Source organism: Pseudomonas sp. Sample_9 (assembly GCF_004307535.1).
Classification (GTDB): Bacteria; Pseudomonadota; Gammaproteobacteria; order Pseudomonadales; family Pseudomonadaceae; genus Aquipseudomonas; species Aquipseudomonas mercuritolerans.
In genome coordinates this window covers 1-10,990 of sequence record NZ_RAZO01000374.1, presented here as the reverse complement: position 1 = coordinate 10,990, position 10,990 = coordinate 1, and the positions used below count along the sequence as shown (strand labels likewise).

The following is a 10,990-nucleotide window of genomic DNA, read 5'->3' as shown; positions in this document are numbered from 1 at the left end:
CCATCCTTCAAGCCGGCCTTGGCCAGCAGCGCCTTGGCCTTGGCCACGTCGTGCGGATAGCCCGGCAGGTTCTTCGCGTAGCTCCAGGTGTTCGGCGGGTAAGGGCCGTTAGCCGCCTCGGCGGTGTCCTCGAACACGGCTTTGATGTAGTTGGCCTTGTCGAAAGCGAGGTTGATCGCCTGGCGCACTTCCGGCTTGTCCAGTGGCGGATGCTGGCTGTTAATGCCCACGAAAGCGGTCATGAACGCGTCAGTCTTTTCGACTTTCAGCGTCGGCTCCTTCAGCGCAGCCTGTACGTCCAGTGGTTTTGGCGACAGGGCGATCTGGCATTCATTGCGCCGCAGCTTTTGCAGGCGCACGTTGGCGTCCGGCGTGATGGCGAAGATCAATGGGTCGACCGCAGGCTTGCCACGGAAATAGTCCGGATTGGCCTTGTAGCGAATCGCCGCGTCTTTCTGAAAGCGATTGAACACGAACGGGCCGGTGCCGATCGGCTGGCTGTTGAGTTTGTCGGTGGCGCCGGCCTTCATCAGTTTGTCGGCATATTCGGCGGAATAGATCGAGGCGAAACCCATGCTCAGGGTAGCGAGGAAGGTCGAATCCGGATGGTCGAGGGTAAAACGCACGGTCAGCGGGTCGAGGGCGTCGATCTTCTTGATCAGGCTCGGCAGTTGCATCGACTGCGCATGGGGGAAGCCGCTCTGGGCGACTTTGTGCCACGGGTTGGCCGGGTCGAGCATGCGGTCGAAGCTGAACTTGACGTCTTCGGCACTCAGCTCGCGGCTCGGTTTGAAGTAGTCGGTTGTATGAAATTTCACCTGCGGGTGCAGCTTGAACACGTAGGTCAGGCCGTCGGTGCTGACTTCCCAGCTGTCGGCGAGGCTTGGGATGACCTTGCCACTGGCAGTGTCGAAATCCACCAGACGGTTCATCAGCACATCGGCCGAAGCATTGGTGGTGGTCAGCGAGTTGTACTGCACCACATCGAACCCTTCAGGGCTGGCCTCGGTACACACGCTCAGCGCGGCGGCCTGGGCGAGGGGGCTCAGCAGGAGCGGGGCGAGCAACAGAGGTAGGGCAGCGAGGCGCATGGTCGGTTTCCTTTACAGATCGAAGGCCCATCTGCAAGTGCAGTCTGGAAAAGTCCTACCCTAGAGCTCTGAATTGCAAATGACTATCCCCTTTTTGCATTTTCAGGCGCACTCTTGCACGGTTTCGAGCGTGGGCAGCCAGATGAAAAGTCTGAATCGGCTGTAGGGCGGGATTTCTGCGACGAGTGGTCAAAACTGGCCGCAGCCTTTGTTCAAGGCGTCTGCGGCGGAAAAAATCGCCCTTTTGCCGATTGATTGCACACCGATTGTTGTTGCACCCCGGTCTTTCTGGTATAAAGCAGCGCTCTTTTCTAGGGGCCCGGTTCCTTCACTGTAGGTGTAGCCGGTAAGACCTCTAAAGAAACGCGGCGCCTGGCGCCAAATGACTGAGAGATTAAGCGGCCAACCCATGCCGGGTTGGGCATGTGGTTTTAGAGGGCTGAGGCATGTCGAGAGTATGTCAAGTTACCGGTAAGGGTCCGGTGACTGGGAATAACATTTCCCACGCAAACAACAAAACCCGTCGTCGTTTCCTGCCGAACCTGCAGCATCACCGCTTCTGGGTTGAAGAAGAGAAACGTTTTGTGCGTCTGCGCGTATCTGCCAAAGGCATGCGTATCATCGACAAGCGTGGCATCACTGTCGTGCTCGCCGAACTTCGCCGCGATGGCAAGATTTAAGGGAGCTAATCATGCGTGAATTGATTCGTTTGATCTCGAGCGCCGGTACTGGTCACTTCTACACTACCGACAAGAACAAGCGTACTACCCCGGACAAAATCGAGATCAAGAAATATGATCCGGTTGTTCGCAAGCACGTGATGTACAAGGAAGGCAAAATCAAGTAATTGATTTTTCCTGACTGCGAAAAAGGCCCGTATCGTGAGATACGGGCCTTTTTTGTTTGCCGTGGATTTGGTGTTGCCTGTCCTGCGCTCCCACAATGGAATGCGTTCGAATGTGGGAGCGAGCCTGCTCGCGAAGAGGCCGGTAAAATCAGCGCAAAGACTCAAGCCTTCTGTTCAAAGATCACATAAACCTTGCGACAAGCCTCCAGCACTTCCCAGGTTCCGCGAAACCCCGCCGGAATCACGAAGCGATCGCCAACGCGCAAGGTCTTGGCATTGCCATCGCTGTCACGCAACACCGAAACCCCCTGCAGAATCTCGCAGTACTCATGCTCGGTGTAATTCACCGTCCACTGACCCACCGCGCCTTCCCACACACCCACGCCCATTTGCCCACAAGGGCTGTCGTATTGATGAAACACCGCCTGCTCAGGATCGCCCTTGAGCACCTTCGCCGGGTCCGGGCGATACCGCTCGGCTTCGCTGCTGGCGAGGCTGATGTCGACGACGTTCTGGATGTTCATTGTTGTTTTCTCCGCTAATGACGGCGCGTTGGCTGGAATGGGCCAAAGTCTATGTTTATTAAAATGAACACCGCAAGGCCGTATGGCCAGCTTATGTCAAATATATTGAAACAAACCCGGTCGCTGGTTTAGGGTGGCGGGTGCCTCGGGCCGAAAGTGCAGGCTGGCCGGGCAGAATTCTTGAACAGCGCCGCAGCGCTTGCGGTGCTCGTATTCAATAAGAGGAGGACACCCGAATGACCACCCTGACTCGTGCCGACTGGGAACAACGCGCCCGCGATCTGAAAATCGAAGGCCGCGCCTTCCTGAATGGCGAATACACCGACGCCGTCTCCGGCGAAACCTTCGAATGCATCAGCCCGGTCGATGGCCGTCTGCTCGGCAAGATCGCCAGCTGTGATGCCGCTGATGCCGACCGTGCCGTGGAAAACGCCCGCGCCACTTTCAATTCCGGCGTCTGGTCGCGCCTGGCGCCGACCAAGCGCAAAGCCACCATGATCCGCTTCGCCAGCCTGCTGAAACAGCACGCCGAAGAACTGGCGCTGCTGGAAACACTCGATATGGGCAAGCCGATCAGCGATTCGCTGTACATCGACGTGCCGGGTGCGGCGCAGGCGTTGAGCTGGAGCGGCGAAGCGATCGACAAGATCTACGACGAAGTCGCCGCGACTCCACATGATCAACTGGGGCTGGTAACCCGTGAGCCGGTGGGCGTGGTCGGCGCTATCGTGCCGTGGAACTTCCCGCTGATGATGGCCTGCTGGAAACTCGGCCCGGCGCTGTCGACCGGTAACTCGGTGATTCTCAAGCCGTCGGAAAAATCGCCACTGACCGCCATCCGTATCGCTGCGCTGGCCATTGAAGCCGGGATTCCGAAAGGCGTGCTCAACGTGCTGCCGGGCTATGGCCACACCGTCGGCAAGGCGCTGGGTCTGCACAATGACGTCGACACGCTGGTGTTCACCGGTTCGACCAAGATTGCCAAGCAACTCATGGTCTATGCAGGCGAATCGAACATGAAACGCGTCTGGCTGGAAGCCGGTGGCAAGAGCCCGAACATCGTCTTCGCCGATGCGCCGGATCTGCAGGCCGCCGCTGAGTCCGCCGCCAGCGCCATCGCCTTCAACCAGGGCGAAGTCTGCACCGCCGGTTCGCGCCTGCTGGTCGAGCGTTCGATCAAGGACAAATTTCTGCCGATGGTGATCGAGGCGCTGAAAGCCTGGAAGCCGGGCAATCCGCTGGACCCGGCGACCAACGTCGGCGCGCTGGTCGATACCCAGCAGATGAACACCGTGCTGTCGTACATCGAATCCGGCCATAGCGATGGCGCCAAACTGGTCGCCGGCGGCAAGCGCATCCTCCAGGAGACCGGTGGCACTTACGTCGAGCCAACCATTTTCGATGGTGTGAGCAACGCGATGAAGATTGCCCAGGAAGAGATTTTCGGTCCGGTGTTGTCGGTGATCGCTTTCGACAGCGCCGAAGAAGCCATCCAGATCGCCAACGACACGCCATATGGTCTGGCCGCAGCGGTGTGGACCCAGGACATCTCCAAGGCACACCTGACCGCCAAGGCTTTGCGCGCCGGTAGTGTGTGGGTCAATCAGTACGATGGCGGCGACATGACCGCGCCGTTCGGTGGCTTCAAGCAGTCGGGCAACGGTCGCGACAAATCGCTGCATGCCTTCGACAAGTACACCGAGCTGAAGGCGACGTGGATCAAGCTGTAATTCATTAAGAGAGCCTGAGTTAATCAGGCTCTCGAACCTACAGAGATCCCCTGTGGGAGCGAGCCTCTGTGGTGAGGGGATTTATCCCCGTTCGGCTGCAAAGCAGTCGCTAAACCATTGCACGCGGTGTACCTGATACATCGTGGTTGCAGGTTTTGGGGCCGCTGCGCGACCCAACGGGGATAAATCCCCTCGCCACAGGGGCTCGCTCCCACAGTGTTTTGGGTGAATACAAAAAGAATATCCACAGGAGCGTGGAACATGCGGTGGGCGACGTATTTCGCCGTGTTGGCGTCTGTCTTGAGTGTCGGCCTGGCCCTGGGGGTCAGCATGCCGCTGGTGTCGTTGCGTCTGGAGGGCTGGGGCTATGGCTCGTTCGCCATCGGCGTGATGGCAGCCATGCCGGCAATCGGCGTGCTGCTGGGGGCGAAGATTTCCAGCCATCTCGCCGCGTATTTCGGCACGGCGAACCTGATGCGACTGTGCCTCTGGGCCGGGGCACTGTCGATCGGCCTGCTGGCGCTGCTGCCAAGTTATCCGATCTGGCTACTGCTGCGCCTGCTGATCGGGGTGATCCTGACCATCGTGTTCATCCTCGGCGAGAGCTGGATCAATCAACTGGTGGTCGAGCAGTGGCGTGGGCGACTGGTCGCGCTGTATGGCAGCAGCTATGCGTTGAGCCAACTGTCTGGTCCGCTGCTGCTGGGGGCGCTCGGTACCGAGCATGATTACGGTTTCTGGGTCGGGGTCGGTCTGCTGACGCTTTCGCCCTTTCTGCTGCTGGGGCGCAGCGGTGCGCCGAGCAGTGAAGCCAACAGCGTCACGTTTGGCGATCTATGGGGCTTCGCCCGCGAGTTGCCGGCGATTGCCTGGGCGGTGTCGTTGTTCGCCGCGTTCGAGGCGATGATTCTGACGCTGCTGCCGGTGTACTGCCTGCAACAAGGGTTCACCGCCGAAATTGCGCTGGCCATGGTTAGCACGGTGGTGGTCGGCGATGCGCTGCTGCAATTGCCGATCGGCGCGTTGGCCGATTACCTGTCGCGGCGCACGCTGTTTGCTGGTTGCGCGGTGGTGTTGATGCTGTCGAGTCTGGCCATTCCAATGTTGCTCGACACGCTGCTGATCTGGCCGTTGTGGGTGCTGTTCGGTGCCAGTGCCGGCGGCTTGTTCACCCTGTCGCTGATTCTGATTGGCGAGCGTTATCGAGACGATGCGCTGGTCCGCGCCAATGCGCATATCGCGCAGTTGTGGGGTGTCGGTTGTCTGGTCGGGCCGTTGGCGGCAGGGGCGGGGAGTCAGTGGATCAATGGGCATGCGTTGCCACTGTTGATGGCGGCGGGGGCGTTTGGCCTGGTGCTTTTGTTGTTGCGCCAAGGGGCCTTTGGCACATCGGCCGAAGCAGTCTGAGCGCATCCCTGTGGGAGCGAGCCTGCTCGCGAAAGCGGTGCACCAGTCAGCTCATTTGCTGGATGTGAAACCGTTTTCGCGAGCAGGCTCGCTCCCACAAAGGATCACAACATCCGCTCCAGGCCGACGCTGGTGCTGAACCACGAGTTGAAGCGCCGCCACCAGCTCCCCGGCTCCTTGGTCAGGGTGTGCATCTGGCCGTTGTCCTCGGTGACCCAGACGACCTTGCCGTCCTCGAGTTTCGCCTGATAACTCAAGGTCGGCGCCATGCCTTGCAGTGCCAGTGCGCGCACGTGCTCGGCCAGTTCCGGGCTGTCGACCAGGACCCCTACTTCGGTGTTCCACAGCACCGAGCGCGGGTCGAAATTGAACGAGCCGATAAACGATTTGCGCCGGTCGAAGATCATCGCCTTGCTGTGCAGGCTGGAGTCCGAGCCGCGATACGAGCGGCTGTAGAACAGGCGCGGCCCGCTGCCATAGTTATCCCCAGGCTGGCGGCGCAGTTCATAGAGTTTCACCCCGTGCTCAAGCAACGCTTTGCGATAGGGTGCGTAACCACCATGCACCGCCGGCACGTCGGTGGCTTCCAGTGAGTTGGTCAGCAGACTCACGGAGACTCCGGCATCGGCGCGCCCGGTCAGGTAGACCAGCCCTGGCTGACCCGGCACGAAGTAGGCGGAAATCATGATCAGCTCTTTGCTGACACCGGTCAGTTCCGGCGCCAGTTGTGTGGTCAGCAGCAGATGCGGATCCGGTTCGCCCTTGGACAGGACCTTGCTCGGCGCATCCCACAGCGCCTGGTTCCAGGCCCAGATCAGCTCTTTACGCCAGATGTCCATGCGCGGGTCGGTGGTGAATTTCATCAACTGTTGATAGAGCGCGTGGTTCTGCTTGCGGGTTTCTTCCAGCGATTCTTCCAGGCGCGTGCGCGTGTTTTGCAGGTCGGCGGCAGTCGGTTGGCTGGAGAGGAATTCGTCGATCGGCTTGCTCAGCGCGCTGTTCCAGTACTGGTCGAAACTGTGTCCGAGCTGTTCGGCCACCGGGCCGATGCTGAGCATGTCGATGTCGGTGAAATTCAGGTTGGGTTCGGCGTCGAAATATTCATCGCCCAGATTGCGCCCGCCGACGATGGCCGCGCTGTTGTCCGCCAGCCACAGTTTGTTGTGCATGCGCCGGTGCTGCACGGACAGATTGAACAGTCGTCCGGCCGCGCGCGTTACGCCGGTGCTGCGCCCCAGGTGCAACGGATTGAACAAACGAATCTGGATCTGCGGATGCGCCGCCAGGGTGGCGATGATCTGGTCGAGGCCGTCGCTGGTGGTGTCGTCGAGCAGGATGCGCACGCGCACGCCACGGTCGGCCGCCTTGAGCACTTCCTCCACCAGCATCCGCGTGCTGATGCCGTCGTGGACGATGTAGTACTGCAAATCGAGGCTGACCTGGGCATGACGAATCAGCTCGGCCCGGGCGGTAAACGCCTCGCCACTGTCGGAGAGCAGGCGAAACCCCGACTGCCCTTTGTAGGGCGCGGCCTGAGCCTGAATCGAACGGCCGAAGCTGGAGTCCGACGCCGGCAGGGCCTGGCTTGGTTCGCGCGGCACATCGAGGCTGGCGCAGCCGCTGAGGAACGAGGCGAGTATCAGTGAAGCGAGTAGGGGCTGTCTGAAGCTCACGTAGGATCATTCCGGTTGGCGGCTGGGGTCGGCAATTTGGACGCCGGGCGCGCAAAAAAGGTCAGTCGGTCTCAGCGAGCAGTTTGATTGCCGCAGCGCCGACCTTGCGCACCGCTTCTTCGATCTGCGCTGTTGGTTTGGCAGCGTAGTTCATCCGCAGACAATTGCGGTACTTGCCCGAGGCGGAAAAGATGCTGCCGACGGCAATCTGTACGCCTTGATCGTGCAGCGCGCGATTCAGTTTCAGCGTGTCGAAACCGTCCGGTAGCTCCACCCAGAGCATGAAGCTGCCTTGCGGGCGACTGGCGCGAGTGCCGGCGGGAAAGTAGCGCGTCACCCAATCGATCATCGCATCGCGATTGCGCTGGTACTGCGTGCGCATGCGCCGCAAGTGCGGCTCGAAATGGCCGGCCTTGATGAATTCGGCGATGGCGATCTGCGGTTGCGGCGCGGTGGATCCGGTGCTGATGTATTTCATGTGAAGCACCCGCTCGAGATATCGGCCCGGCGCCACCCAGCCGATGCGCAGCCCCGGCGCCAAGGTCTTGGAGAACGAGCTGCAGAGCAACACGCGGCCGTCTTCGTCGAAGGATTTGATCGTGCGCGGGCGCGGATAGGTGTAGGCCAGTTCGCCATACACATCGTCTTCAATGATCGCCACGTCGAAACGCTGGGCCAACGTCAACAGCGCGCGTTTGCGCGATTCGGGCATGACGTAGCCGAGCGGGTTGTTGCAGTTTGGGGTGAGCTGAATGGCCTTGATCGGCCACTGTTCCAGCGCCAGTTCAAGGGCGTCGAGGCTGATCCCGGTGAGCGGGTCGGTGGGGATTTCCAGGGCTTTCATGCCCAGGCCTTTGAGGGTCTGCATGGCGCCGTGGAAGCTCGGCGAGTCCACCGCGACGATGTCACCCGGCTCGCAGATCGCGTGGATGCTGGTGGACAGGGCTTCGTGGCAGCCAGTGGTAATCACCAGATCGCTGGCGCTCAACTGACAGCCGGAATCGAGCATCAGGCGCGCGATCTGTTCGCGCAGTTCGAGGTTGCCGTGGATGTTGTCGTAATACAGACCGGGCATGTCCTGCCGGCGACTGATACGCGCCAGTCCGCGCAGCAGCGGCTTCATGGTAGGTGAGCCAACATCGGGCATGCCACGGCCCAATTGCACGACGTCCTTGCGCGGTACGGCGCGGATCAATTCCAGCACCTGGTCCCACTGCGAAATCTCCACTGGCCGTTGCGCCGGACGGCCGACCGCGGGCAATTCCGGCAGTTCGCGACTGACCGGCACAAAATAGCCGGACTTGGGTTTTGGCGTGGCGAGGCCGCTGTCTTCAAGCACCCGATACGCCTGCTGCACCGTGCTCAGGCTGACTCCATGTTCGACGCTTAAGGCGCGCACTGACGGCAAACGATCGCCGGGGCGATAGAAGCCTTGTTCGATGCGAGTGCCGAGCAATTCGGCGAGGTTTACATACAGAGTCATGACGGCCTCGGTGCGTCTTGGTGGAAACCAGTACAGATGCGGCAAAAATCAGTCATTCAGTCAGTGAATCGGCAAATCTGTATGGAGTTAATACAGGTTCGTTGAGTCTGTAATGGTTTTTCCCGCCCGCGCATCATGGAATCTCTGGCTACCCAAGTAAACAGGAGCAACGAAAATGAACGGCTTGAGCGATGTGCGGCTGACGTTACACAGTCAGGAACTGGCGGCAGGGCAGAAGGACAGCGCGCGCAATCTGCTGCGTAACGCACCATCCGGCCTCAGTCGCTGGGATCTGTTCTGGCATCGTCTGCACACGCGCAAAGCGTTGCTGGGACTGACGCCGGAGCAGCTCAAGGATGTCGGGCTGACGCGGGAGCAGGCAAGGGAGGAGGGGTTGAAGCCGTTTTGGCGGATCTGAGATATGTATTGTTCTTGCGGGCCTCATCGCGAGCAGGCTCGCTCCCACAGTGACCGCGTGCTGCCTGAATAAACGCGTTTACTGTGGGAGCGAGCCTGCTCGCGAAAGCGGATCAAGGGCCGCCGAGATACCCTCAGACCAACTCTTTCAGCCGATGCCACAACATCCCCAACGCCAACAACGGCGAGCGCAAATGCTTGCCGCCCGGGAAGGTGATGTGCGGCACCTTGGCGAACAGATCAAAGCCGCCGCCATGCTGCCCGCTGATCGCTTCGGCCAGCAGCTTGCCGGCCAGGTGGGTGGCATTCACCCCATGCCCGGAGTAGGCCTGGGCGTAATACACGTTCGGCTGCTCGGCGAGCCGGCCAATCTGCGGCAGGCGGTTGGCACCGATGCCGATCATTCCGCCCCACTGATAATCGATTTTCACCCCGGCCAGTTGCGGGAACACTTCAAGCATCTTCGGCTGCATATAGGCGCCGATGTCTTTCGGATCGCGTCCCGAGTAATGACACGCGCCGCCGAACAGCAAACGTCGATCCGCCGAGAGCCGGTAGTAATCCAGCGCCACCCGCTGGTCGCAGACCGCCATGTTCTGCGGCAGCAAGTTGTGCGCCTGCTCTTCGCTCAGCGGTTCGGTGGCGATGATATAGCTGCCGGCGGGTAGCACCTTGCCGCTCAGTTGCGGGTTGAGGTCATTGAGATAGGCATTGCAGCCCAGCACGAGCGTCTTGGCCCGCACCGAGCCCTGCGCCGTGTGCACCTTCACTTCGGGGCCGTAATCGATGCGCGTCACCGCCGAACGCTCGAACAACTGCACGCCCAGTTGCTGCGCCGCTGCCGCTTCGCCCAGCGCCAGATTCAGCGGATGCAGATGTCCGGAGCCCATGTCGATCAAGCCGCCGACGTAGCGCTTGGAGCCGACCACTGTGTGCATTTCGTTCGCTTGCAGCAAGCGGGTTTCGTAGCGGTAACCGAGGCCGCGCAACTCTTCGGCATCTTCGGCAAAACCGTCGAGATCGGAAGGCTTGTTGGCGAGATCGCAATAGCCCCAGGTCAGGTCGCAGGCAATACTGAAACGCTCGACGCGCCGGCGAACAATCTCCACGGCCTCAAGGCCCATGAGTTTCATCTCGCGCACCCCGTCGGCACCGATGACATTGGCGAACTGATCGAGGCCGTGACCGACACCGCGTATCAACTGCCCGCCGTTGCGGCCGCTGGCGCCCCAGCCGATCCGGTGCGCTTCCAGCAACACCACGCTGAAACCGCGCTCGGCCAGTTCCAATGCCGTGTTCAACCCGGAAAAGCCGCCGCCCACCACGCAGACATCAGCCACCACCTCGCCTTGCAGCACGGGGTGATCAGGCTGTGGCAGGCTGCTGGCGGCGTAATAAGAGGCAACGTGGGGTTGGCTCGCGGTGGTCTGGGCGCGGGCGGTCATGGGCATCATCCAACGGCTGAGTGTCGAGAAAATTTGACGGAGCATAAGCCGCGCGCCCGAACGTGGGCAACATCGGTCGGCCTGCGGTGTCTGGATCCGGGCTTTTGCGGCACAATCATCAGCCCGCCACTTTGGTCACCGTTTCGATGAGCTGTAACAGTCAGAAAATCCGCACCCTGCGTCAGCAGATTCCCACGTTCGAATGCGTGCCGGGCTGCCATGACTGCTGCGGGCCGGTGACCACCTCGCCCGAGGAAATGGCCCGGCTGCCGCGCAAAACCCGCGCCGAACAGGATGCCGCGCTGAAAGAACTCAACTGTGTGCACCTGGGGCCGAATGGCTGCACGGTGTATGAAGAGCGACCGCTGATCTG

At 60.7% G+C, this 10,990-nt stretch carries 11 protein-coding genes; 6 read left to right on the top strand and 5 right to left on the bottom strand.

Translation table 11 applies throughout. The annotated features are described in order from the left end of the window. On the bottom strand, positions 1-1,091 hold a 1,091-nt coding region (locus D6877_RS21470; protein ID WP_130912052.1), incomplete at its 3' end, for an ABC transporter substrate-binding protein. 446 nt (positions 1,092-1,537) lie between these two features. Between D6877_RS21470 and rpmB the strand changes: the two genes are divergently transcribed. Both rpmB and rpmG read left to right on the top strand, forming a co-directional pair. Beyond that, positions 1,538-1,771, top strand: coding sequence for a 50S ribosomal protein L28 (gene rpmB, locus D6877_RS21465; RefSeq protein WP_007920377.1), 234 nt, complete (start codon positions 1,538-1,540; stop codon positions 1,769-1,771). Positions 1,772-1,782: 11 nt separating this feature from the next. Further along, on the top strand, positions 1,783-1,938 hold the full coding sequence (gene rpmG, locus D6877_RS21460; protein WP_016772554.1) for a 50S ribosomal protein L33: 156 nt from the start codon (positions 1,783-1,785) through the stop codon (positions 1,936-1,938). Positions 1,939-2,099: 161 nt separating this feature from the next. Here rpmG and D6877_RS21455 read toward each other — a convergent pair whose 3' ends face one another. Beyond that, positions 2,100-2,462 carry a cupin domain-containing protein gene (locus D6877_RS21455; protein WP_016772555.1) on the bottom strand — a complete coding sequence of 121 codons (363 nt, stop codon included), beginning with the start codon at positions 2,460-2,462 and terminating at the stop codon, positions 2,100-2,102. 236 nt (positions 2,463-2,698) lie between these two features. On the opposite strand from D6877_RS21455, the gene D6877_RS21450 reads away from it, so the two are divergent. Beyond that, positions 2,699-4,192: an aldehyde dehydrogenase gene (locus D6877_RS21450; protein ID WP_016772556.1), complete on the top strand. Its 1,494-nt coding sequence runs from the start codon at positions 2,699-2,701 to the stop codon at positions 4,190-4,192. 261 nt (positions 4,193-4,453) lie between these two features. Continuing rightward, the gene (locus tag D6877_RS21445; RefSeq protein WP_130912046.1) at positions 4,454-5,599 is read left to right on the top strand and encodes an MFS transporter; all 1,146 of its coding nucleotides are present in this window, start codon (positions 4,454-4,456) and stop codon (positions 5,597-5,599) included. 104 nt (positions 5,600-5,703) lie between these two features. On the opposite strand, the gene D6877_RS21440 is transcribed toward D6877_RS21445, so the two are convergent. Both D6877_RS21440 and D6877_RS21435 read right to left on the bottom strand, forming a co-directional pair. Then, positions 5,704-7,272: a phospholipase D family protein gene (locus D6877_RS21440; protein WP_130912045.1), complete on the bottom strand. Its 1,569-nt coding sequence runs from the start codon at positions 7,270-7,272 to the stop codon at positions 5,704-5,706. 61 nt (positions 7,273-7,333) lie between these two features. Further along, positions 7,334-8,755 (bottom strand): PLP-dependent aminotransferase family protein, encoded by a 1,422-nt coding sequence (locus D6877_RS21435; RefSeq protein WP_130912044.1) that lies wholly within the window; start codon positions 8,753-8,755, stop codon positions 7,334-7,336. 175 nt (positions 8,756-8,930) lie between these two features. Here D6877_RS21435 and D6877_RS21430 point away from each other — a divergent pair, with 175 nt between their 5' ends. Beyond that, entirely contained in the window at positions 8,931-9,173 is a 243-nt protein-coding gene (locus tag D6877_RS21430; RefSeq protein WP_130912043.1) for a DUF1127 domain-containing protein, read from the top strand. Between the two features lie 133 nt (positions 9,174-9,306). Here the strand turns inward: D6877_RS21430 and D6877_RS21425 are convergent, their stop codons facing one another. Then, entirely contained in the window at positions 9,307-10,617 is a 1,311-nt protein-coding gene (locus tag D6877_RS21425; RefSeq protein WP_130912042.1) for an FAD-binding oxidoreductase, read from the bottom strand. A 146-nt stretch (positions 10,618-10,763) separates the two neighbouring features. On the opposite strand from D6877_RS21425, the gene D6877_RS21420 reads away from it, so the two are divergent. Next, a partial coding sequence (locus tag D6877_RS21420; protein ID WP_178083729.1) for a YkgJ family cysteine cluster protein occupies positions 10,764-10,990 on the top strand: 227 nt, incomplete at its 3' end.

Excerpts from the sequence above, each read along its gene's own strand:
- D6877_RS21450 (WP_016772556.1), top strand. The coding sequence starts at position 2,699 with ATGACCACCCTGACTCGTGCCGACTGGGAACAACGCGCCCGCGATCTG.
- D6877_RS21435 (WP_130912044.1), bottom strand. The coding sequence starts at position 8,755 with ATGACTCTGTATGTAAACCTCGCCGAATTGCTCGGCACTCGCATCGAA.
- D6877_RS21430 (WP_130912043.1), top strand. The coding sequence starts at position 8,931 with ATGAACGGCTTGAGCGATGTGCGGCTGACGTTACACAGTCAGGAACTG.
- D6877_RS21425 (WP_130912042.1), bottom strand. The coding sequence starts at position 10,617 with ATGACCGCCCGCGCCCAGACCACCGCGAGCCAACCCCACGTTGCCTCT.
- D6877_RS21445 (WP_130912046.1), top strand. The coding sequence starts at position 4,454 with ATGCGGTGGGCGACGTATTTCGCCGTGTTGGCGTCTGTCTTGAGTGTC.
- rpmG (WP_016772554.1), top strand. The coding sequence starts at position 1,783 with ATGCGTGAATTGATTCGTTTGATCTCGAGCGCCGGTACTGGTCACTTC.
- D6877_RS21455 (WP_016772555.1), bottom strand. The coding sequence starts at position 2,462 with ATGAACATCCAGAACGTCGTCGACATCAGCCTCGCCAGCAGCGAAGCC.
- rpmB (WP_007920377.1), top strand. The coding sequence starts at position 1,538 with ATGTCGAGAGTATGTCAAGTTACCGGTAAGGGTCCGGTGACTGGGAAT.